At 46.1% G+C, this 25,177-nt stretch carries 17 protein-coding genes; all 17 read left to right on the top strand.

The features are described 5' to 3' along the window. Positions 1-550: 550 nt before the first annotated feature. Complete coding sequence (locus FLK61_RS17300) at positions 551-1,351, top strand: hypothetical protein (protein ID WP_176010598.1); 801 nt, start codon at positions 551-553, stop codon at positions 1,349-1,351. Positions 1,352-1,493: 142 nt separating this feature from the next. Further along, positions 1,494-2,630, top strand: a complete 1,137-nt coding sequence (locus tag FLK61_RS17295) for a DUF2812 domain-containing protein (protein ID WP_176010597.1) — start codon at positions 1,494-1,496, stop codon at positions 2,628-2,630. A gap of 669 nt (positions 2,631-3,299) precedes the next feature. After that, positions 3,300-4,130 carry a hypothetical protein gene (locus FLK61_RS17290; protein ID WP_176010596.1) on the top strand — a complete coding sequence of 277 codons (831 nt, stop codon included), beginning with the start codon at positions 3,300-3,302 and terminating at the stop codon, positions 4,128-4,130. A 129-nt stretch (positions 4,131-4,259) separates the two neighbouring features. Continuing rightward, positions 4,260-5,384, top strand: coding sequence for a DUF2812 domain-containing protein (locus FLK61_RS17285; RefSeq protein WP_176010595.1), 1,125 nt, complete (start codon positions 4,260-4,262; stop codon positions 5,382-5,384). A gap of 199 nt (positions 5,385-5,583) precedes the next feature. Then, on the top strand, positions 5,584-5,952 hold the full coding sequence (locus FLK61_RS17280; RefSeq protein ID WP_176010594.1) for a hypothetical protein: 369 nt from the start codon (positions 5,584-5,586) through the stop codon (positions 5,950-5,952). Positions 5,953-6,279: 327 nt separating this feature from the next. Further along, a complete protein-coding gene (locus FLK61_RS17275) occupies positions 6,280-12,330 on the top strand; it encodes a SpaA isopeptide-forming pilin-related protein (protein WP_176010593.1) in 6,051 nt (2,016 codons plus the stop codon). Between the two features lie 5 nt (positions 12,331-12,335). Then, on the top strand, positions 12,336-13,049 hold the full coding sequence (locus FLK61_RS17270) for a class A sortase (protein ID WP_176010592.1): 714 nt from the start codon (positions 12,336-12,338) through the stop codon (positions 13,047-13,049). Between the two features lie 903 nt (positions 13,050-13,952). Then, on the top strand, positions 13,953-14,477 hold the full coding sequence (locus tag FLK61_RS17265) for a VanZ family protein (protein ID WP_249777629.1): 525 nt from the start codon (positions 13,953-13,955) through the stop codon (positions 14,475-14,477). Further along, complete coding sequence (locus FLK61_RS17260) at positions 14,443-14,721, top strand: hypothetical protein (protein ID WP_176010591.1); 279 nt, start codon at positions 14,443-14,445, stop codon at positions 14,719-14,721. The genes FLK61_RS17265 and FLK61_RS17260 overlap by 35 nt, the downstream gene beginning before the upstream one ends. Before the next feature lie 134 nt (positions 14,722-14,855). Next, positions 14,856-16,910 carry an S-layer homology domain-containing protein gene (locus FLK61_RS17255; protein WP_176010590.1) on the top strand — a complete coding sequence of 685 codons (2,055 nt, stop codon included), beginning with the start codon at positions 14,856-14,858 and terminating at the stop codon, positions 16,908-16,910. Positions 16,911-17,023: 113 nt separating this feature from the next. Continuing rightward, positions 17,024-18,145: an S-layer homology domain-containing protein gene (locus FLK61_RS17250; RefSeq protein WP_176010589.1), complete on the top strand. Its 1,122-nt coding sequence runs from the start codon at positions 17,024-17,026 to the stop codon at positions 18,143-18,145. Between the two features lie 27 nt (positions 18,146-18,172). Next, a complete protein-coding gene (locus FLK61_RS17245) occupies positions 18,173-19,042 on the top strand; it encodes a hypothetical protein (RefSeq protein WP_176010588.1) in 870 nt (289 codons plus the stop codon). Between the two features lie 147 nt (positions 19,043-19,189). Continuing rightward, positions 19,190-19,924: a YveK family protein gene (locus tag FLK61_RS17240; RefSeq protein ID WP_176010587.1), complete on the top strand. Its 735-nt coding sequence runs from the start codon at positions 19,190-19,192 to the stop codon at positions 19,922-19,924. Continuing rightward, positions 19,914-20,624, top strand: a complete 711-nt coding sequence (locus tag FLK61_RS17235) for a CpsD/CapB family tyrosine-protein kinase (protein ID WP_176010586.1) — start codon at positions 19,914-19,916, stop codon at positions 20,622-20,624. The genes FLK61_RS17240 and FLK61_RS17235 overlap by 11 nt, the downstream gene beginning before the upstream one ends. A 122-nt stretch (positions 20,625-20,746) precedes the next feature. Continuing rightward, complete coding sequence (locus tag FLK61_RS17230) at positions 20,747-21,511, top strand: tyrosine-protein phosphatase (RefSeq protein ID WP_176010585.1); 765 nt, start codon at positions 20,747-20,749, stop codon at positions 21,509-21,511. A 664-nt stretch (positions 21,512-22,175) separates the two neighbouring features. Continuing rightward, positions 22,176-23,996, top strand: coding sequence for a nucleoside-diphosphate sugar epimerase/dehydratase (locus FLK61_RS17225; RefSeq protein WP_176010584.1), 1,821 nt, complete (start codon positions 22,176-22,178; stop codon positions 23,994-23,996). Between the two features lie 159 nt (positions 23,997-24,155). After that, positions 24,156-25,040: a UTP--glucose-1-phosphate uridylyltransferase GalU gene (gene galU / locus FLK61_RS17220; protein WP_176010583.1), complete on the top strand. Its 885-nt coding sequence runs from the start codon at positions 24,156-24,158 to the stop codon at positions 25,038-25,040. The last annotated feature ends 137 nt before the right edge of the window (positions 25,041-25,177 follow it).

The following is a 25,177-nucleotide window of genomic DNA, read 5'->3' as shown; positions in this document are numbered from 1 at the left end:
CCTTCCTGTGCGGTCTCATCGTAAGCCTTACTACTAATTGCCTCCGAGCATTCTCCGAATCTGCCTCCTCCTGAGCTTATATAAGCTGGTAATCTCCCCAGTATGAAAATGGAGAAAATATTTTGGAACTGAATGAAGTGAACCGAACCACCACTATTATGAAGAGAAAGCACGTGGTTGTGACGAGCAAGGTGCCGAAAGTGATTAGCAAAGTAGGAGAAATGACGAGAAAGCAAAAAAGCGAGGCAACGAACTCTCGCTCGTGCTATAAACAAAAAAGAGGGAGTGTTAAAGACTAACCGCAGGTGCACCGAAGCGGCGTTTGCGTACTACCAGTGGTAGCCCTTCCGCGCAGCGAAAATCCTTTCTGTCGGCCATTGGTTTGGCCGCCGGGAAAGCCCGTTAAGCATCCACCGGTAGTTGCAAACGGCGCGAAGGGGAACCGGAGGTTCCGCACTTGACCTTGACCTGGATCTCTTGACATCCATAGTAAAAACAATCCTACATAATTCCCACCTATGCTACAATTACCCAGAGGTGATCATTCTATATGAAAAATGCACTAGCACAGACGTTACGCAATCCAAAACTAATTCTAATTCCAATGATTGCTGACACGATTTACTTCCTTTTACTTTTCACTATCTTTGCTCACCTGCTAACGGGAGAAAGAGAGCCGTTTGGATTTAATTTCGACATCCAACCTCTATCTCCAGGACTATCAATGGTGATAAGTGAAAATATACTCACCATGCAAATGACAGAGTATATTGCAAGCCAAAATGGCAGGACCATAACATTACTTAGTTATTTACTCGGACTCCTCCTTATTCCAACCTTTTTACATGGAGGTTTTATAGGCATGATGGCCGCAGTCACTCGATCAGAAAGAGCTGGGTTTCGAGTGTTTCTTAAATCCGCAGTAAAATTCTTACCGCGACTCGCGCTCGTACAAATCATTTTCGCGGCAATTGTAGTGTTGCCGACTTTCTTCTTTTTGCTTGGGCCGGACATTGGTCTTATCATCTATTTTATAGCATTTATATTTTACATTATACTCAGATATATCTACATGTTTTGGGAGTATGCGATCGTTTTTGAGGATGCAAGCGTAGGAGAGGGAGAGAAGTTTGCGATGGCTGCATTTCGTAATCGCACGACACAAACTACTCCAAGTATTTTACTGATCATCGCCATCCATATCACCGCGGGACTTGTATTAAACGCCACCTTCTCGCCAATCGCCGTAGTCATCATTCTACCTATTTATACATACGTCGCAGCAGTCGCACAACTAAACCTGTTTCAAAACTTCACAACCATTCATTTGGTGGAAAATAGTGTTGAATAATCAAACACCACAGTGTAAAAGAGTCGGAACCACCGACTCTTTTTTTCGTACTTGAAATAGAGGGACTTTCCGTTAAATTAGACACAAAACTGGTAATGGGCTAAACTTATGGAAAGATTTATCCATAAAAAGGGGGGATTCGGTGCGCGAAGACACAGTCAAACGCAGGTGGTTATGGAGTATAGACATTCGTGGAACGGAGCTATGGCTAGCCGATTTAGAAGCGCAGGGCTATAGGTTGACTCACCTTGATGCAAAAAGCAGCAAGTTTGTTTTTGAAAAAGCAGAGCCGCGTTATGCAACGTTGATGGTGCGCTATAAGCAAGAGTCGTTAGGTGACAATTGGACGGAAGTAGCCTCAGATGGTCACTGGCAAATTGTAAGAACGACAAAGCCACCAAGTGACAGCGCAACACCAATGTTCGACTCTTACTATGATATAGAAGATAGAAAAACTGTTGTAAAACGCAACGAAAAATTGTTATTGGGATGGATTTTAGCAAGTATAACGATCTTTTTTATAGGAGTATTCACAATAAATTATGTCACTGAGTTATATAGCACACAGTTAAGCTTTGTTACTTTATTTATGTGGTATGCTGTTATGGCCTTTCAGGGGATCTTTTTTGCTTTTTCTGCTTATCTAAGTTTCCTCCTACAAGCACGAACGCAAGAATTACGGCCGGAGGGATTAGACCGAACAAAAGAGGTAAGGTGGAAGCAGTTTAGCTGGTTTAGACGACACACCCATGAGGATGCAGCTCGTTGGCTTGAAGATCAAGAAGCGGACGGCTGGCAGTTATACTCGTGTAGTCGTAATGCAAATCGGTTTGTGTTTAAACGTGCAACACCACAGGCAGTGAGTTATAGCATCAATAGATTACCTAGTGATGCAAAAGTAAACGAGTCAAAGACTGATTGGGAGCATATAAAGAATGGCTCGTACGGAATTATGAATTGGAGTGTGCACCGAAAATACTATGATCCTACGTCTGAGGAAAAGCCTCGTTTCATTAATAATGCGAAAGAAAAGAAAAAAGTTGTAGAAGCTCGAGCTCTCATCGACGGAGGTGGCGCAACATTAATATGTGTACTCATGATGTTACAGCTCTACTTAAATATTTCGACGATCATCGATTCAAGAAACTTAAACTTTAACATGATAAATAATGGAAACCATCTTCTTATTTCGTTGAATTTAGCATTAGGTTTATTAACACTTTTAGTAAGTTTAAACTTTATCAAATATATGTATGAAGTAAGTCGAGAAGTATCTTAGTGCGGAACAAGATAGTCTGTAGCTTCTACTGGTGCTCAGTGTTTGTCTAACTCAATCGTAACTTGATTGGATGAAAAAGTTGATTGGTAACAGTATGTTGCCAGTTGGCTTTTTCTTATTTATTAAAGGTCAAGTGCTTTAATTGCTTAAGTACTAACTAGTTTCGTTCAGTCTTATTAATTCAGAGAGTCCGAGTCTAAGTTCAAGGAGGCAACTCTGCGAACATCATGCGACATTAAAAGTTTCTAGTTAAGATAGGGCGAAGTGAAGCGAACCACCGCTGTTATGAAGAGAAAGCACAGCGTTATGACGCGCAAGATGCCGGAAGTGAGGAGCAAAGTAGAAGAAGTGATGAGAAAGCAAAAAAGCGAGGCAACGAACTTTCGCCTCGTGCTTCAAACAAAAAAGAGGAAGTGTTATTTACTAACCGCAGGTGACCCGAAGCGGCGTTTGCGTACTACCAGTGGTAGCCCTTCCGCGCAGCGAAAATCCTTTCTGGCGGCCATTGGTTTGGCCGCCAGAAATAGTTGAGTAAGCAACCACCGGTAATTGCAAACGACGAGAAGGGGAACCGGAGGTTCCGCGCTTGATCTTGCCCTCCATAGTATAAAAACCCTAAATACTCCCACTTAAATACCACCTATGTTACAATTACCCAGAGGTGATGACATGAATAATGCATTAGCAACTGTCCGGAAACATCCGCGTCTAATGATTTATCCGATGATATTCGACGCAATCTTCTTTACCGTTTTATTTACATATTTATCTGAATTGATTGCACCAAACGCTCGAAATTTCGCGTTTGAATTGGTTTTCCAACCGATTGCACCTTCGCTTGACGCGTTAATTGCAGACGCAGTTATCGTTGATCGTATCGCTGAACTGACGGACGGAACAATAACTAGTTCCCTTTCCGCTAGTTTTGTATGGACTTCTATCCTCCTCAGTATAGTGTACTATGTGTTACGCGTATTTTTGCACGGAGGCTATATTGGGACCATGGCATCTATTGCAAAAAACAACACATCAAGCGAAAGAGTTTTCTTTAAAAACGGACTTAAATTTCTACCAAGACTAATTCTATTAGATTTACTATTTCTGACACCACTTATACTATCAGCTTTATCATTAGTTATTAATGCGTTACTAGGACTTTTCTTACTATTAATTGTATCTATTGCACTCTTCGTCCTGCGTATCCTGTTGATATTCTGGGAATTCACTCTTGTTTCAGAGGACATTGGAGTCGTTGCGAGCGCGAAGCGGGCGCGCGAACATTTCCTCAATCGCACGCATGACACGGTAAAAATCATTTTTGTCGTAATCGCCCTGCACCTTGTGTTTGCCTTTATCTTGAATCTGACTTTCAGTGCCATCGCCGTCGCCATCATCCTGCCGATCTACACGTACATCGCAGCGGGCGCGCAGTATTGGTTTTTCTCCGATCTCACTACCATTCAAGCGGAGGAAAATCCAGAAGAAACACCAACCACTTAGTCGAAAAGAGTCGGAACCCCCGACTCTTTTTTTCGTACTTAAAAGAGAGGAACTTTCCGCTAAGTTAGACACAAAACTGGTAATAGGCTAAACTTATGGAAAGATTTATCCATAAAAAGGAGGGATTCGGTGCGCGAAGATACAGTTAAGCGCAGGTGGCTATGGAGTATAGATATCCACGGAACGGAGCTATGGCTAGCGGATTTAGAAGCGCAGGGCTATAGACTGACACATCTTGATGCAAAAAGCAGCAAATTTGTTTTCGAAAAAGCAGAGCCGCGTTATGCAACATTCATGATCCGTTACAAACAAGAGTCGTTAGGTAACGACTGGACGGAAGTAGCTTCAGATGGAAACTGGCAAATCACACGCACCACAACGCTCCCAAGTGACAGCGAGACGCCTGTGTTCGATCCATACTATGACATGGAAGATAGAAAACCAATAATAAAACGCAACAATAAATTGCTAATGGGCTGGGTAGTAACAGTCATTACGTTGCTATTTACAACAGTGGCAACTGCCTATCATCTTGGTGATCTCTATAGTGAGCAACAGTATACGGCAATGGCTCTATGGTATGTTGCTCTCGTTATGCAGATGATCGTCTTTGCTTTCGGTGTTTACGTGAGTTTCCTCCTGCAGGCGAGAACGCAGGAATTAAGGCCGGAAGGGTTAGATCGGGGAGAAGAGGTCAAGTGGAAAGTGTTTGCCTGGTGGCGCGTGGATTTGCCGGCTAACATAGAGAGATGGTTGGAGGATCAAGAGGCGGACGGCTGGCAATTATATTCGTGTGGGCGTAATGTGAATCGGTTTGTGTTTAAACGTGCAACACCTCGTGCGGTGAGCTATAGTGTGACAAAGTTGTCGAATAAGGAAGAATCGAACATGAGCAAACCTGGCTGGGAGCATATAAAAAACGGCTCCTTTGGCATCATTAATTGGAGCGTGCACCGTGCCTACTATGATCCTGCTACGGAGGAAAAGCCGAAGATGCTTACAAAGCCAAAAGAGAAGAAGCACGTCGCTAAGACTAGGGCGGTGGTTGATGGGGGATTCTCAATTATAATAGGAGTAACGATGGCATTTAATTTTTACAATATGCTATCGATCACGATCAGAGATCCGTTTAACGATTTAGGCCCATTCAGTTTATTTGTTTTACCATTATCTGTCCTCGTAGTAGGCTTCTCATTCGTGAGTGCATTCAATCTGATTAAACACTATTTCGATACGAAACGAGCAGTTGCATAGGAGTAACAGTTAGGCACTTGTCGACTTCGACAAGTGCCTTTTGCGGTTTTTCTAACGTGCATGTGAATAAGTGCCACTTATCAAACCCGGTTAGAGCGGTTGTGAAGTGTAGCTTCTGGATAATGGAGCATCGTTTCTGGATAATCGAAGCACGTTTTCGGTTAATGGAGCAACATTTCCGGTTAATCGAAGCACGTTTTTGGTTAATGGAGCAACGTATTCGGATAATCGAAGCACGTTTCCGGATAATGAAGCCCCGTTTCTGGATAATCGAAGCACATTTTCGGATAATGAGGCACCGTTTCCGGATAATGAAGCATCGTTTTCGGTTAATCGAAGCACGTTTCCGGATAATGAAGCAACGTATTCGGATAATCGAAGCGTCTTTCCGGATAATGAAGCCCCGTTTCTGGATAATCGAAGCACATTTTCGGATAATGAGGCACCGTTTCCGGATAATGAAGCATCGTTTCTGGATAATCGAAGCGTCTTTCCGGATAATGAAGCACCGTTCCCAATTAATCGAATCGCTATTCCCTATGAACACCCTTCCACTCAAAACGCATAAATATGCACTTTATGACATATGTCGACAAGATAGTACAATATACACACAAATAATCCATGCCGTCACCCACGACCCACTCTTCGTTCACTCCAGTCAACCTAAATAGGCTCATATTCCCGCAAAAATTCCCGCCAACAAGAAAAAACATCTGTAAAATGCATGGAATCACTCATATACGGCTGTATGCTACGTATAATTAATCGTCACATATAAAAATACTTGTTGAAAATTGTCGGAAAATTCGTAAACTTAGTATAACTAGAAAGATTTTACTCCTTACTTTCTGGTAATAACTAGCAATTATTTTCTGTGAATGGGGGTAGTGGTATGAAGATCAAACGGTTGATCCTCGTGCTTCTGTGTTTCTTGATCACATTCTCGGGCATGGTCCCAGCATTTGCGGCGTCACAGTCGCAAGGCGTAGAGGGTGATGAACAAGTAGAGGCGCTTGGAACCAATGAAACCGACGATGACATCAGTAGTTCAGCCACGGACACAAATGACGAAGGAGCCAGCACCACCGACACAAGCAACGACGCAACAACATCCGATAATGGATCAAACGACAACAGCACGACCGAGGAGGCGCCAGGCAACGAGTCCGAGACGCCACCGAGCTCCGGCAATGAAGGCGGAGACACCGGGGGCACCGACCCGCCGGCATCTGAGCCTGATACGCCGGTAGAAAATCCGGATGGAGGATCGGACCAAGGTAACAGTGAATCCGAGCCGCCACCAGCTGAAGAACCGACAAACGAAGGCACCGATCCAGAAGAACCAAATCCAGACGAATCAACCAACGAACCAACAAATCCAGAAGACGAAACAACAACAGAAGATCCAGAAGCTCTACCAGAAGAAGACCTAGAAGCCCTTCCAGAAGAGGAAGAAGCGTTAACCGAAGAGGAAGAGCTCGAAGCAGCGCGAGGAGACCTCATCCGAGGACCAATTACGGAAAACATTATCACAAACTTCCGCATGACATTATTAAATGGAGATCCGCTACCGGATCCGATGCCAAACCCAGCGGATCAAACGCTGAACCTGGCAGTATTTTACGAGTTTGCGCTACCAGATTTAAAATACGGAGCTGGCTCTACGTTTACGTTCCAGCTACCGAATGTATTTGCGGTATTTAATGCCGTTTCTGGCTCACTCGCAGATACAGACGGCACGGTGTTAGGATCGTTTACATTAGACACAAACCGTACCGTTGTCCTCACATTTAACGAGGAAATCGAAACCCGCAGTAATGTCACAGGTACCGTGCGGTTTCAGACGGAAATAAGAAAAGATCTTACTGGTGACACGGATCAAGAGATCATCGTGCCAGTAGGACCAGACGGCGGACAGACAGTCGTCATCCCGATCACGTTTAAACCAAAAGTGGCGCGTTCTGTTGATAAGCGAGGTGTACCAAACCGCAGCTTTAACGCAGAGACAATCGCGTGGGAGGTCGACTTTAATAAAGAGAAAAATGCGATCACAAACGCCGTACTCGAGGATCCAATTTTAAGCGAGCTCGGCACGAGTGATTTTGGTAACCAAAAGCTTCAAGGTAACGTGGAGCTCTACTATCTAAACGTGCAACTTGACGGTACCGTGACACAAGGAGGTCTCGTGCCATCAAGTGAATATACGCTCACAGCAACAGACAACTTAGTCAAGGTCGCGTTCAACGGCACCATCACTGACGCGTACCGACTCAAATTTACGACAGAAATCACCGAGGACACGGGCGTACGTTATCGAAATACAGCGACACTGAAAGGAGACGGCTTAACGAACTTAACCGCCTCTGCGACGGTCTCAACAGGACGTGGGCAAACGCTCCAAAAACGTGCGGTTACGTATGATAACGTGAATCAAACCGTCTCGTGGGAGGTAAAGCTTAACTACAACCAGCGTCAAATTCCGGCGGCTAATACGGTTGTGACCGACTACTTTGACTCTGGCCAGTCGCTTATCTCCGACACATTCAAGGTCGAGCGCATCACGCTAAACGTCAACGGCCAAGAGAGTGGTTCGACTGTCGTGGACCCAAGCGAGTACAGCGTCACACCTGACACGCAACAGTCGACGAATCGCAAGGGCTTCCGCTTCCAGTTCAACAGCGACATTAACGAAGCCTACAAAATCACCTATAAAACGAGCTTCGACGAGCGCCTACTTGCGAATGGCACGGCGAGAAACAGCGTCAGCTTCTCTGACAAAACGTCCGAAGTATCTCAAGGCGTCCAACAGGGAGTTCTATTAAAATCAGCAAACAGCCCGAACTATCGCGATAAAAACGTCCAGTGGACGATCCGTATAAATCGCGATAAGCAGGAAATGAAGGAAGTTGTCTTAACCGACGTATTCACAAACGGTGGACTTACCTTCCTACCAAACACGTTTGCACTAACAGGAATTACACCAGATAAGTACACGCTCACCGTTGATGACGCAACACAAGGCTTTAAAATCGTCTTCAACGAGCCAGTTACAAACGAAATCGTCATCACGTATCGCACCGCGTTTGACTATGAAGCGCGAATCAACAAAAACAACCAGCTCATTAACACAGCAAACGTCGTCTGGAAGGATAAAAACGACGTCGATCGAACGCTCCAAGCAACAGCGACGTTCACACCAGACACGTTTACACGAGCAAATGGCTTTAAAGGCGGATCGTACAATGCCGTCACGAAAGAGATCACGTGGAACGTCGGACTGAACTACAATCTACAAACGATCACCGACGTTGTCTTCCGCGACACGGTCCAAGGCGATCAAACGATTCTACCAAACAGCATTCAAATCTTTGAAGGAACGCTTGGTACTGGTCAAAACTCGCTCACAAAAGGGGCCAACGTAACTGCAAACTTTAGTCCGCAAGTAAACGGGCAGGAGATCTCTATCAACTTTGGTAGCATTAACCGCGCCTATATCGTCGAGTTTAAAACATCGCTCGATGATAAGATCATTAGCGCCACGTATCCAAACCGCGCCGAGATCTCATACGCGGAGTCCGAGCAAAAAATCTCGCTACCTGCTACTGTTTCTGTCGCAAATGGAGGCAAGTATACAGGTAAAACAGGACGTCAAAACGGCCTTACAATGGAATGGACGATTACGCTAAACGCTGGCCAGTCCACGCTACAAGGACCAGTCAAAGTGCGCGACATCCTCTCCAACAACCAGATTATTTTAGAGGATGAGCTCGTCGTCTATAGCACCACTGTCAGCGCAAACGGCAACTTCTCAAAAGGCGCTGCACTCACGAGAGGCACCGATTACACCGTGGAGTTTAAGGAGATCCAAGGTCAACCAGCGTTTGACCTGATTTTCCCAGACGGCATCGATACGGTCTATATCATTGAGTATAAGAGCTTTTTGCAGGCGGCCGACAACGACACCGTCAGCAACAACGCCAACCTCTTTATCACCAACCCAGACTTTAACGGTGATACAGACGACTCGCACAGCCAAATCGTCCGCATCACAACGGGCGCAGGTAGCGCGACAGGCGTGAGAGGCGATCTCACAATTAAAAAGCAAGGCGTGAAGGACACCTTTGAAGGCCAGGAGAGCACCGGATTCCTGCCAGGCGCAACCTTCTCGCTCTATGACAAAACGAAGCAATTCCGTATCAAAACAGGTACAACCGACGAGAATGGCGTCCTCACCTTCACTAACATCGCCTATGGCGAGTATATGATCAAAGAGGATAGCGCGCCAGACGGATACGCCGTCCGCGCTGAGTACACGCCAGTCACGCTCAGCAATAACACCGACCCGATCATCATCAAAAACGACAAGATCATAGGCGACGTCGCCCTGACTAAGACCGATACGCATGGGAAAACCACGCTTCAAGGTGCGACATTTAGTCTCTACCGCGTCACTGGGGAAGAGCGCACCGTTGTGGGGTCTAACCTCAAAACAGACGCGAACGGTCGAATCGAAGTAACGGATCTCGAGCCAGGCACGTATGAATTTATCGAGACCGAAGCAGCACCTGATTATAAGCTAGACGACACACCTGTTTCGTTTACGATTAAAAAGAACCAAATTACGGTCATTGAACTAGACAAGGAAAACGAGCTCATCCGAGGCTCCGTTAAGCTTACTAAGGTGGACCGTGAGACGAAGGATAAACTCGAGAATGCCGTATTTAGACTCGTTGATGCAGACGGAGAAATCCTCGGCTACTACACAACAAACGAGAACGGCATCATCATTGTCGAAGATCTCTTACCGGGCAACTATGCATTTGAAGAAGCAACGGCACCATTTGGATTTACAGGCTCCACGGACCGCATTGCATTCGAGATCGTTCGCTCCCAAACGGAGCGCCTAGAGCTTGTCTTCGATAACGACATCATTACGGGATCCTTTACGCTATTAAAGCTTGAAGGAGAACGTGAAAAGGCATTAGAAGGCGCGGTATTTAGCCTCCTAACAGCAGATGGCGACGTCTTAATTGAAGAGCTCACGACGGACGAAAACGGAGAAATTACCGTGACGAACGTGCGACCAGGCTCTTACAAACTGGTCGAAACAAAAGCGCCAATTGGCTACATTCTAGACGACACTCCAATAGTATTTACCGTGACGCTAGGTGGAGCAGAGGAGCTATTTTTCACCAAAGACAATAAGATCAAAAAGGCCGATGTGATCATCATCAAGGTAGACCGCGAGACGGAGGAAGCGCTCGCTGGAGCGGAGTTTACGCTCGCAGACGAGGATGGAAACGTCATCGAGTACGGCATTACAACCGATGAAACAGGTCGCGCAACGATCAAGGAGCTCCGCCCAGGCACCTATAAGCTAGTGGAGACGAGCGCACCAGATCACTACGAAGAGAACGAAACCGTTCACACGATTACGATTCCATTCGATCCAGAGGATGAGATCGAATATACGGTGGAGAACGATATTATCTTAGGCGGCGTGAAGCTAACGAAGGTGGACGAAGGCAATAGCCGACGCGTCCTCCAAAACGCAGTCTTCAACATCCTTGACGAAGAAGGAGAGGTTGTCCGATCTAACCTCACAACAAACAGCGACGGCGTTATCCTCGTGGATGACCTTCGTCCTGGCAATTACTCTTTCGTCGAGACGAGAGCGCCTGGCGGCTACGTGCTAGACCGCACGCCAAAGCCTTTCACGGTCGAAAAGAGTCAGGAAGCGCTTGTTGAAATTACAGCGACGAACCGCCTGATTCGCGGTAGCGTTCAAATTACGAAAACAGATAAGGACAGTAACACGCCACTTGCTGGAGTCGTCTTCGACCTCGTTTCGAGCGGTGGTACGACGATCCAAGCGAACTTGGTCACCGATCAGTTTGGAGTCGTCGCAGTATCCAATCTACTCCCTGGTCGCTACGGATTTAAAGAGGTCCGAGCGCTTGAAGGCTACACGCTAAACAGCACGATTCAGTGGTTTGATATTAGCTCCAGCCAGTCTGGCGTCGTTCGCCTCGCAATGAGTAACGAGCTCGTTAAAGGTCAGCTCGAAATTGTGAAATTTGACGGCGACACAGGCGAAACGCTAGAAGGCGTCACGTTTACACTCCTAGATGCAGATCGTGACGTGGTGGAATCTGGACTTGTGACAAACGCAGACGGTCGCATTGTTGTCGATAACCTCGCACCTGGCACGTACTACGTGCAAGAGGTCGATGCACTCGAAGGCTATGTGCTCAATGAAGAAGCGGTAGAAGTCACGATTCCGCTCGGAGCAACAGCACCTGTCAGAGTCGAGATCGACAACTTTAAGACACGCGGTGAGCTTACGATCATCAAGCACGTCGCAGGCGACACCGATGCGCGCCTCCCAGACGCTGTCTTTACGATTGACCAGCTCGAGGGACGCACCTTCACAACCGACGCAAACGGCGAGATCTCGATCGACGATCTCCTACCAGGCGATTATCTTGTAACAGAAACAACAGCGCCTGACGGCTACGTCTTAAGTGAAGAGCAGTACGTAATCCGCATTACGCTAGACGATCTCGCACCAGTCTTGTTCGTCGCAAACGAACCAATTGACGATGTCCCACCTCCAGACGACGACGTGGATGAAGAAGTCGATCCACCACCTGGAGAAGAGGAAGAGCCACCTGGTGACAACGACGGTGGAACACCTCCAGACGACGTAGATCCTCCAGATGATCCAGAGGTATCGCCAGTAACGGATACTCCGGGTAGAGGTAATAATGGAGGAGGATCAGGAGGCACCGACTCTCCAAGCACACCAGAAAGAGAGAGCGGCTCCAACTTCTTCTTACCACAAACAGGCTACGGCTCCATGTGGCTCAGCATCACGATCGCACTCTTCGCCATGTCACTCGGCGCAGTCTTCCTAAGACGCAGACGCCGCACGGAGCAGTGAGTACGATGACACGCATTCTAGGCTACCTCCTCCTCATAGGAGGTAGTCTCTATCTTGGTTATCTCTTAGTCGGCCAATTCATCGTCGCTCCCATGGCCCTCGGCAACGCACAGGAAGAGGCGCTAACACTACCTTCAGAGCGACTATTTGCGAATCAGAGGGCAGTTGGGTTAGACGAGGTATTGACTGAGGGCTCTGCTGTAGGGATAGCAACAACCGATGACCCTTCCACCATAGAGACTTCGGAGGATATGTTCGATTTCTCGATCATTCAGAGTTTAGATACGTTATCTTTTTCTTACAATCCTAGTTTAGAAACAGTGATTGCCACTATTTCAGCACCATCAGTCGGCATGCATTTACCGATCTACTACGGTACAACCAATGAGCACTTAGCCGTTGGTGCCGCAACCATGAAGCCTGATCAGCGCCTTGGCGTAGAAGGGACCTACGCCCTCGCAGGTCACAATTCACGTAACTCCAGTGCCTTATTCGCACCAATTAGAAGCCTAGAGGACGGCGCTGAAATTATTATATCAGACGGACGCGACACTTACATTTATCGCAAATTCGCCTCCGAAGTCGTCACACCAGACCGCGTCGACGTCATCAACGACCGACCAGGCAACAGCCTCCTCGCCCTCGTCAGCTGCTACAGCGCAGACGGAAGCGACCGCATCATCGTATATGCAGAATTTGTGGAGAAGGTAGAGGGATAGAGAAGTGGGGCGTACGCAGGAGAGGAATTGCGTACGTAGAGTGGAAAAAGCATACGTAGGATGTAAAAATGCGTTCGCAGGATAAAAAAGCTTATCCAACAAGAACCAAGCTGGCACTTAGTAACTAGAGAAGCCCGTTGTCCATGAGGACAATGGGCTTCTTTCAATCTTTTCACAGTTTCTCGGTAATAAAAAAGCGAGGCAACGATCTTTTGCCTCGTAACCCACAAAAAAGATGGAGGATATGCTATCAATATTTGCAAACCGTCACCGCAGGCGACCCGAAGCGTCGGGAGTGGTCTCCTAGAGGGGGGACTCGCGTATCTGAAAATCCTTTCGCACGGCCTATGGCCGGGCGAAATAGTTGAAGTAGCGCCTCAGGAAAGACACTCCCAGAGCGTAGGGGCACCGTCGGTGCCGAACTTGACCTTTAAAATACAAACACAATACCTACCCAAGCATGTCCACCCGCCGCACACTGTCCACGCCAAACGAACTAATTACCCAACCACACAACTTTCTAAACATCAGGAAACCCTCAAAACCCCTTATCCAGCGCGGAATTCTCCAATAAAACTCACACAAATAACGCGAAAATCTACAAAAGCACTAAAAATTTTGTCGAATACCAATCAATTTTAATTTCCAATTATCGCTCTGACCAGGACAAAATTCACTACCAAAAAATCAAATTAATACCTACGTATCAACGTTTTAATACCTAGAAACTAGTAGGAAAATCCACGTCATTCGACATTTTCCCACATTTATCGCGACCAATTACCCCACCTAGTTGTAAAAAATCCCTTAAAAAGACCCTATTCCCTATTATTCTATGCTATACTAACAAATCGAAAGGTAAAATTAATTTCCAATTAACCATGACCATTAGAGGAGAACGACGTGCAACATAAACAGAAACTAATGCTTTTTTACATATTACCGCTCGCTGTGTGGATCAGCGGCATCGTTCTCGCATCCTCGATGTCATATGAAACACAAAACGTTCGGCCACTGCTACAAAACGTCCCAACAGACTGGATCGAACGAAGCTTCTCATGGGTCTCCTTCACATATGGGGATTCCGTCATAAGCCTCCAAACCCGATCAACCGAAGCATTCGCCGAATTTTTCATCCGCAAAGGAGCGCACGTACTCGTATTCGCCATCCTCGCAGTCCTGCTCCTGCGCCTGTTGCTATTTGCGACAAAACGCACGACACTCGCCGTCACCATCACCCTAGTCACCGTTGCAATATTCGCCATCATTGATGAGTACCGCCACCTGCTGCACCCAAACCGCACAGGCATGGTCGAAGACGTCATCCTAGATTTCTTAGGCGCGTGCCTAGGAATCGCAATCTACTTATTAATCATTCGGAGGGGGAAACAACGTGCACACGTCTCGCATGCAAGCAAACGTTTATGAGATGGACCACGGAACCATTAGCATCATCGGCTTCGTTCTCTCTCAAGAACAAGGAATCACTGTTGCATTAACAGACAACAAGAAGCAAACACACATAACTGCAACACCAGACGAGTTCGGCTACTTCGAAATGCTTGATTTAAAAGCCGACGAACTAGACCCAACCATGTTTTTGCAAACCAATGACTTAGACCGAGAACCATTAGTCATCCGAGCTGACCAGTTAGTTGTTGCCAGTCGCTGATGCGACGTCATTATAAATAAAGCCGTTCCGTCAAACGCGCGCCGGCAGCATCCGATCACCTTCTACATAAGCAAGAAATCACGTGATTCACGTAGGAATGATCAAAAAATTTGAAGAAGAGGTGAAGAACCACAATGAAAAAGTACCCAATTAGCAAGAAAGCCATCGCGGTAGCAATCGTTACAACAATGGCAATCACACCATTCGCCACACTAGCACCCCTAGCAGGCGACAGCAGTACAGCTTACGCAAGTGAGGTTGAGGTTGCGGAAGTAAGATCGGAAGTACGAGAATTAGCTGGTAAAGTAACAACAATCTACAGTACGTTCCGCGCTGATACGTCTACGAATGGTGTTCAATCGAGAATAACGTTTGATGCTATTCGCGATAATGTTCGCGATACTGATCTTGCAGAGTGGCAAGAGATTGTAAACGCAACTAATGGAGAGATTTTAGAACTTGATGGCGATGCAGGTGAATTATTGTTTTCTGCTAGATTCGTACAAGGTTTAGCCGAAATTTTTACTAATTCTAATCCTACATCTCTAGAAGAAGATTTAGAGGATTTCATCGCAGAATTTGAAGATGGATTCACAAACGTGTTCCCTGATATTTCAATTGCAGACTTGTTTGTAATCGCTAATCAATTAGAGGCTGAATTCCGCCTTAACAAACCATTTGCAACTGATCTAAGCCGTAACAACATTAGAGCTTATCTAGAAGCTCGTGTTAATGCAGTAGCTGCTCGAAACGATAACGAGTTGCAAGCGATGCTTGATATTTTGAGTGACTATGGAATTACTCGTGACGGTGTTGCATCTATGTTCATTGAGCTAAGAGATACAGTGGCTCCAGCTGATAACCAAACATTCTCTAACACAAGAATGCAACAATTAGCTATTACTCTATTCAGAGCTGCTCAAGCTTTTGAAGAACAACCACCTGTAGTTCAACCACCTGGTGGCGGCGGTGGAGTACCACCAGTTGACCCAGAGGATCCTGAAGAGCCAGAAACTCCAATCGACGATGAAGAAGTAACTGTTCCAGACGACACGACTTCTGAAGAGCGCGTTACAGATCCTGTAACTGGTCAGGTTACAGTAATCACTACGGTGAACGCTGAACAACTTGCAGCACTTCTTGATGGAGAAGAGTTTGATCGCGTATCGTTCAACCTTACTCCAGCAGATGGAGAGTACGCAGTACTTCGCCTGTCTGATGACGTTCTTGACGTGATCCGTGCGGCTAACCCAGATGCAATCATCGAAGTTGCAACACTTGAAGGATCATTCGCAATCCCTGTTGCAGAATTAGACTACACGTCCGTTGATATCAGCGTAAACGAAGTAGACTTCGATGCATCAGAAAACCAAGTAACACCTGTTGCACCAGTAGTCGAATTCCTAGTTGTTGCAACAATCAATGGTCAAGAAGTAGAGATCACTCGCTTCAACGCACCAGTTGAGCGTACGATCACTGCAAACGACGACCTAAGCAATAATTCAGTAGTTGTACGTTTAAACACAAACGGCACAATCACTGGTGTTGCAACAAAGCGTGACGGTGACACAGCAACGTTCACTGGTTTCACAAACTCTCTATACACTGTAGTAGAAAACAGCGTGTCTTACTCCGATGTACCAAGCTCACTTTGGTCATCAGAAGTAATCAACAAGCTATCTACTCAATACATTCTACGCGGTTTCTCTAGCGGAGACTTCCGCCCAACTGGTACTGCGAGCCGTGCTGAATTTGCAGCAATCATCTCTCGCGGACTGAGCCTAACTGGCGGTAGCACGTACATGGGACAATTCACGGACATCGTTGGTAACGAGTGGTTCATGGGTGACCTAGTGGCTGTTACGGACTACGATCTAATCCGTGGTTACGAAAACAACACGTTCCGTGGCAACAACGAAGTTACTCGTCAAGAAGCAGCAACAATCATCGTTCGTGCGATGGAGCTTCTAGGCTATGACTTCGATCTAGATGAGTCTGTTTCTTACACGGACTTCAGTGACAGCGCAGACGTAGCACCTTACGCTCGCGAATCTGTTACGATCCTGTCTCAAGCAGGTCTAATTGAAGGACGTCCAGGTAACAACTTCGCTCCACGAGCGAACATTTCACGTCAAGAAGTAGCGGCACTAGTAGAACGCTTCCTAGTAAAAGCTGACTTCCTAGACTAATCAACATGTGAAAACCTACGAGAGAGCACTCGCTCTCTCCCTAGGTTTTCTCCAAAGGGAACTCGGCCTTTTGGAGAAAACCTAGCAATCTACTAATAAAGGAGCGACATCTTATGAAAACAGCGATGCGCCTATTACTTGCTAGCGTACTCATCCTGTCCTTATTTGCAACACCAGCATCAGCAGCAAACTTCTCTGATATGAAACAAGGAGACTTCGGTCACTCAGAGGTAACTGCACTTGTTGAAAAAAGCATCATCGGCGGTATGCCAAACGGAACATTCGCACCTCGTGCAAATGTATCACGCGCAGATACAGCAATTATGTTTACGAGAGCACTTGGACTTACACGTACATCATCCAATAATCCATTCCGCGACACAGACCGCGCGGCGTACTACTTTAATGACGCGATGGCAGCAGTCGACGCAGGAATCTTTACAGGAGACGCACTGCAACGCTTCAACCCACGTGACACATTGACACGTGAGCAAATGGCATCCGTTATCGTGCGTGCATACAACCTACAGCCAACATCAACGCAAGTTTCACTAAATGACTTAAACGCTGTACACCAAGCACACATTGATGACGTCCGCACACTGGCACAAAACGGCATCACAGCAGGTCGCGCTAACGGTAACTATGATCCCAAGGCACCGGTAACACGCGTAGAATTCGCAATCTTCTTAGACCGAACAATTAAGCAAAATCCGGATGTCGGCGCTCCAACTCCAACACCAGAACAACCAGGGACACCAGAACAACCAGCACCAACGCCAGACCCTGAAGATCCAACAAACCCAGAGGATCCAGTTGACGGACCAGAACCAACTCCTCCAGGTGGCGGCGGAGGAGCACCGGCTCCATCTGAACCATCTGTTATCACTGCTGCATCTTTAACAACAGCAAATGGAACAACAATAACTGGAAGCGTGTCTAACGGAACAACAGTAAGATTTAACTTATCGAACTTACCTGATAGCACAACTTTTAGAAGTGGAACTATTTCAGTCACAGAAGCAGCTACACTAACTACATTTGATGGACCAGTAGCAGACCTGGATGTTACTCAGCAATTAAAAGCAGGAGAAAACAATCTCACAGTAGCTGAAGTATTAGGAAACGCCCAAATTCAGCTCGGTACGATTAGACTTTTTGGTGATTTTACTTTGCCAGGAACCCTAACATCCAACGGCCAAACGACAAACGTACAAGTCATCTTCCAATTCTAGCCTACACGTAAAAGCGAGGAGCATATTATGAAAAAATGGATTACCATAAGCACCATTGCCGGAGTCGCAATCGGCGGCGTCATCTATGCACAGCTACAGTGGACCGACAATATCGAACGCCAGAGCACCGAAGCCGCCGAACTCGTCCGTGAGCAACATAACGGCAACATCGCCATCGGCTCCAGCACACCCAAGTTCGCACAGACCTACGACGCAGGCGGCAACATCATCGACATCGCGACCGGCGGCATCGTCGATCCGATCACGGGAGATATCAAAGATCCTGTCACGGGGGAAACAATTGTAACAGCCGCTGAACGCGAAAGCGGAAGCGCGACTTCTATCGGCCGCACAACAGATGCTCAAGACGAAGACGGTGTAACAGCAAATGCAGGTAACACCGGAGACTCCTCCGGAGACTCCGCCACTTCCGACGGCTCCGCCGACGGAAGCAACAGCACAACCGGAACAGCTGGCTCCAATAACGGCTCGTCCAACTCAGGATCTAACAGTGGTTCATCCGGCTCTGGCTCCTCTAACAGCGGCCTCAGCCAGCAACAAATTATCGACACATACGCACGCCAGTTCCAACAGCTCCAATCACAGGAAATGGGCCGCGTAAACAACCTCGTCACCGAGGCACAGTCTGAGCTTGCCCAAGTTCGCTCGGGCAACTCAAACAAATCGTCATCTGAACTACAGCTCGAATACGTCGGCAAAGTACAAGCGCTCGAAGCATCCGCTGATACACGCTTTAACGAGATTCAAGGACAGCTCAAGTCAGCTTTACAAGAAAACGGACACAGTACCGCACCAGCAGACGAGATTAAAGCCGTCTACGAAGCGGAAAAAGAAAGCCGCCGTCTTGAAGCAGTAAACCAACTATTTTCACAATAACATCAATAATAGTCACGTCAATTATAGTCATATAACTCACGTTACTAACAATTAATAATATTATTTATCAAAATATCCCACAAAAGTACACAAATTGTGATATAGTAATTCTAGCTTTCAATGGGACGCCAAGGCATGGAGGGAATCATGGAAGAAACAATCAGCTTAAAGGAAATCTTGGACGTACTCAAAAAACGGATCGCCATGATCATCGCGATCACTGTTTTAGCAGTATCAGCAAGTGGAGTCGTGAGCTATCTCGTGCTCACACCCCAGTATCAAACGTCAACGCAAGTCCTTGTTAGTCAGGCAGCAACCGGAGCATCGATTCTCTCAGCAGCCAACCCATTTGACTCTGACTCACGCTACATCGACACCTATAACGTCATCCTGCAGAGTCCGTACATACTCGATCAAGTAAACGCAGAGCTTGGCCTGACAACGGATCCAACACTATCCGTCAGACAAGAAGGAGACTCCCAGGTCGTCACCATCACCATCTCGGACACCGACCCTGTGCGTGCGGTTGAAACAGCCAACGTCACAGCAGAAGTATTCCGAACGGAGATTGCCACACTACTTAACGTTGATAACATCCATATCCTCTCCCCAGCCGTGATCGAAGACGCGCTCACACCAGTGAGCCCCAACCCGCCACTTAATATGGCGATCGGGCTTGTCGTTGGTCTCATGGCAGGAGTAGGACTCGCATTCTTACTAGAATTTATGGACAACACGCTACGTTCAGACGACGACATAGAGCAAACGCTTGGACTACCAGTCCTCGGCGCCATCAGCGTCATGGATGAGGAAGAAGATCGCGTCGTCGACGATACCGTCCCAGATGCAGAGATAAAGGGGGACGAACGTTATGGCTCTTAGCCTTTCTTTGAGAAGAAAAAAGAAGGATCACCTAACAGAAAAGCAGCGAAGTCTGATCACGCACTTCTCACCGAAGTCGCCTGTGACCGAGCAATATCGGACGATACGTACCAATATTCAGTTCTCAAGCGTAGAGGAACCAGCAAAAGTCATTACGGTTACGTCTACTGCACCAGGTGAAGGGAAGTCAACGACGGCCGCAAACCTTGCCATCGTGTTCGCCCAGCAAGACAACCGCGTGTTACTTGTAGACGGTGACTTACGAAAGCCAACGTCTCACTATACGTTCCAAGCGGATAATAAGCGTGGACTCACGAATGTGTTAACGAACCAAGCAGCACTCACGGACGTGTCGCAAAAAACGCTCGTACCAAAGCTTGACCTGTTAACATGTGGACCAATTCCACCAAACCCAGCCGAGCTTTTAGCAAGTAAGCGAATGGACTGGGTCTTACAGGAAGCAAAAAAGCACTATGACTATATTATTGTCGACACACCACCAGTACTAGCCGTAACAGATGCTCAAATCCTAGCAAACAAAACAGATGGTGTTGTTCTTGTCACAAGTAATGGCATGACGACAAAGGATAACGCAAAGAAAGCAAAAGAGCTACTCACAAACGCATCCGCCCGTATCCTAGGAGTTGTGTTAAACCGCAAGGATAAGGCGTCAGGTCAGTATTACTATTATGGGGACTAAATAAAAGTCCTAGATAAAAGTCTTATAAAATATCCCTAATAAGGAATTATATGTGGTATGATGTCGATAGATAAGTTTTATAGGATATTGTAAGTGAAAAACAACTGCAAGGGGGACTATCCTTGATCGACATTCATGCACACATTTTACCTGGTATTGATGACGGAGCTGACACACTTGAAGATGCTCTAGATCTTGCCAGAGCTGCCGTAGCGGAGGGGATCGACACGATCATCGCCACACCGCACCACAAAAACGGTAAATACACAAACGATGGAGCATTCATCGGAGAGCTGGTCACAGACCTTAACACCGAGCTTCAGCGAGCAGGCATTCCACTGACCGTATTAAAAGGTCAGGAGCCTCGTATGTACGGAGAGATTTTAGAGGGACTTAAGAGTGGGGAAGTCATCACACTCACGGACACGCAGTATGTGTTTGTCGAACTGCCATTCGACCACGTGCCGCGCTATACCTCGCAGCTACTGTACGACATTCAGCTAGCTGGCTTCACACCAATCATCGTTCACCCAGAGCGCAACGCCGAGCTGCAAGAAAAGCCGGACACGCTCTACCGTTTCGTAAAGAACGGAGCATTAACGCAGGTGACGACAGGCAGTATCGTTGGAAAGTTCGGATCGAAAGTGAAGAAATTTACCGACGAAATCGTGGAAGCGAATTTAACGCATTTTATTGCGAGCGATGCGCATAACACGAAGACTCGAGGATTTTTCATGCAGGATGCGATTGATGAACTGAAGAAGCGTCATAAAAGTCAGTACGTCGATCAGTTCTTACAAAACGCAGAGCGTCTCGTTCGTAACGAGCGCGCGATTGTAGAAAGTCCGAAGACGATTAAGCGTAAGAAGTTTTTAGGTATCTTTTAAGAGAATTGCCACGATTCAGCTACGGACGCACTCTTATACACAGTAACCCACCTGATAGTAGGACACGAGATGTAAAAAAGGTACGTTCAGGTGATTTCTCTAGCACCTTTATCAATGGAGGAACTCGGCTTTGCTGTGGGTGTAAAAGACCTTAGGCGCGAATGTTGCCAATGGTGAGGTGTGAGGACAGGTTAGATGCCTGTTTAAGTCCGATTAAAGATATCGGAGCACAGTGTAAATGAGAGTCTTTCGGGACTCTCATTTGCTTGGCTGTGTAAGTGATGTATGTACAGAAAAAAACGTTAAGCTCTGGTTCCTTGTAAAGGAAGTATAGCTTAACGTTTTTGTTATAAAGAAAAGTTTAAGTGCAAAGTGCGACACCTAAGGTGCCCCTGCGCTCTGGGAGTGTCTTTCCTGAGGCGCTACCTCAACTATTTTGATCGGCCAAACCAATGGCCGATCAAAAGGATTTTCGGATACGCGAGAGACTCCTCTAGGAGACCACTCCCGACGCTCCGGGGCACCTGAGGCAACGGTTCTTAAATATTGGTTTTAAAACATGAAAAAGAAGCTCTTGGGAGCTTTCATTTATTACTATTTATAAATCTGCTAACAATCAACCTATGAACGACACAATACACCTACAAACTGAAGGAGGAATATCGTGAGCTATAAAACGAGGCTAAGTCTACTTATTTCTATTGATTCATTTATTGTTATGTTCTCTATTTTTATTGGTTACTGGCTCATCATGCCGAATGCACAAATCGTGACAACTGCACTTCTTCTTAGCTCTGTTGCACTATTTGTTTTTCACCACATTTTTGCTCACTTATTTAAGCTGTACAAACGAGTGTGGCAGTACGCAAGCATTAAGGAACTATCTGCTATTTTCATGGCAGTGTCCTTCTCCATTGCAGCTCTCGGAATCTTTCAGTTAGTAGCTTTCCAGACAATATTCTCACGAACGCTTCTTATCACTTGGATGCTACATATTCTCTTTATTGGTGCATCGCGCTTTTCATGGCGCCTTTACAGAGACACACAGCTTCGCGTTGATCATACAAAAAAGCGCACGCTAATAATTGGCGCTGGTAACGGCGGCATGATTGTCGCACGTCAGCTCCTTAATTCCGATACGTCTGAGCTTCGCCCAGTTGCATTTATTGATGATGCATCTAGCAAGCAACAGCTCGAGATTATGGGTGTACCTGTTGTTGGTCAAATGGAGGATCTACTTTCGATTGTAGAAACGAAAGTAATTGATCATATCATTATAGCTATTCCTTCCCTTTCTAAAACGGAATTAAACAACATTTTTTCCTTATGCTCGGAGACAAAGATTCGTACGCAGATTATGCCTTCTATGGAAGACTTAATGTCTGGGCGTGTGAACGTGAATCAGATTCGCGACGTACAAGTAGAGGATTTACTTGGTCGTGATCCAGTGGAGCTTGACCAGCGTAAGATTGGTGCTCGTTTATCGAATAAGAAAGTGCTTGTTACAGGAGCTGGTGGATCAATTGGTTCTGAGGTGTGTCGTCAAATTGCAAAGTTTAAGCCGAAGCAGCTTTTATTATTAGGACACGGTGAAAACAGCATTTATGCGATTGAAATGGAGCTTCGTACGTTGTATCCAGAGATGGATATTAGTCCAGTTATTGCTGATGTACAGGATGAGACTCGTATGTATGAAGTGATGGAAATGTTTAAGCCAGATTCTGTGTATCACGCAGCGGCCCATAAACATGTTCCACTCATGGAGCGTAACCCACACGAAGCAATAAAGAATAACGTTATTGGTACGCGTAACGTGGCCGAAGCAGCAAGTGCTGCTGGAGTTGATTCATTCGTAATGATCTCCACAGATAAAGCTGTTAATCCAACGAGCGTCATGGGTGCATCAAAGCGTATTGCTGAAATGGTTGTTCAATATATGGATCGACGAAGCACAACGAAGTTTGTTGCTGTACGTTTCGGTAACGTACTTGGTAGTCGTGGAAGTGTTATCCCACTATTTAAAAAGCAAATTGAAGTTGGTGGTCCTGTCACGGTAACGGATCCGGAGATGGTGCGCTACTTTATGACAATTCCAGAAGCATCACGTCTTGTTCTTCAAGCTGGTGCGTTAGCTGAAGGCGGAGAGACGTTTGTGCTCGATATGGGTGAGCCGGTTAAGATTGTAGATCTCGCTAAAAATTTAATTCGATTATCTGGATTCTCTGAGAGAGATATTCCAATTAAATATACTGGAATGCGTCCTGGGGAGAAGTTGTTTGAAGAGCTTCTTGGTGAGAATGAAGTGCATAGCGAGCAAATATACCCGATGATCTATCGTGGGAAGACACCGCCGGTGAATATGTCGGTGATTGATCGGTTGATTGAGGAGTTTGGGTATATGGAGTCGGATAGATTGCGTCAGCACGTGTTAGATATTGCTCATTTTAGGGAGAAGCATTTAGTTGCGGTGACTGGGGCGAAATAGAACGTATATATAATAGAAGGAACTCGTCATGAAGAGCTTGGTTTTAAACATTCGAACGGCATAAAGCTTTATTGAGTCACAACCTAACGGTTATGTATGGAAAAGTGAGGAAAGAGTTTAGTAAGACGCTATATAATAGAAGGAACTGGGGGAGTTAGCATGAAACAAGTAAAAAAGGCGATTATTCCAGCTGCTGGTCTTGGAACGAGGTTCTTGCCTGCTACGAAGGCGATGCCTAAGGAAATGCTTCCGATTGTGGATAAGCCGACAATTCAGTATATTGTCGAAGAGGCTGTGGCATCAGGCATTGAGGATATTATTATCGTAACGGGTAAAGGCAAGCGTGCGATTGAGGATCACTTTGATCATGCGTTTGAGCTGGAGCAAAGTCTTGCGGAAAAAGGTAAGGTGGAGCTTTTAGAGAAGGTACAACACTCTTCTAAGATGGTTGATATTCATTATATTCGTCAGAAAGAGCCGAAGGGGCTTGGGCACGCTGTATGGTGCGCACGTAAGTTCATTGGCGATGAGCCATTTGCAGTTTTACTAGGTGATGATATTGTACAGGCGGATGAGCCTTGTTTAAGACAGTTGATGAACGAATATGATGAGACTGGTGCTTCTATTATTGGGGTTCAGCAAGTGCCTGATAATGAGACGCATCGCTATGGGATTGTAGATCCAGATAAGCAAACTGGTCGTCGGTATAGTGTGAATCAATTTGTGGAGAAGCCTAAGAAGGGGTCAGCTCCTTCTAATTTAGCTATTATGGGTCGTTACATTTTAACTCCTGAGATCTTTCACTTCTTAGATAAGCAGGAGCGTGGGGCTGGTAATGAAGTACAGCTTACGGATGCGATTGAGAAGTTGAATAGTATTCAACGTGTGTTTGCGTATGACTTTGCGGGTCAGCGTTATGATGTTGGAGAGAAGATTGGTTTTGTGAAGACGACGCTGGAATTTGCGATGCAGGATCCTGGGTTAAGGGATGAGTTGAGGGAGTATATGAGTGGGCTTCTAGAACAAGAGATAGAAAAAGTCTAATAATAGTTATAATAGAGTACCCAAACGTCAGTTGCTGGCGTGGGGTGCTTATTTAATATATTGCAAGACATCAAATTGGTTTTTTAGTAGTTGATTAGATTTTGAATTCTAGCCAAGTACTAGAACACTAATGTGCA

The sequence above is a fragment of the Paenalkalicoccus suaedae genome (assembly GCF_006965545.2).
Classification (GTDB): domain Bacteria; phylum Bacillota; class Bacilli; order Bacillales; family Salisediminibacteriaceae; genus Paenalkalicoccus; species Paenalkalicoccus suaedae.
The sequence above is the reverse complement of the archived record's forward strand: the minus strand, read 5'-3'. Positions and strand labels throughout refer to the sequence as shown.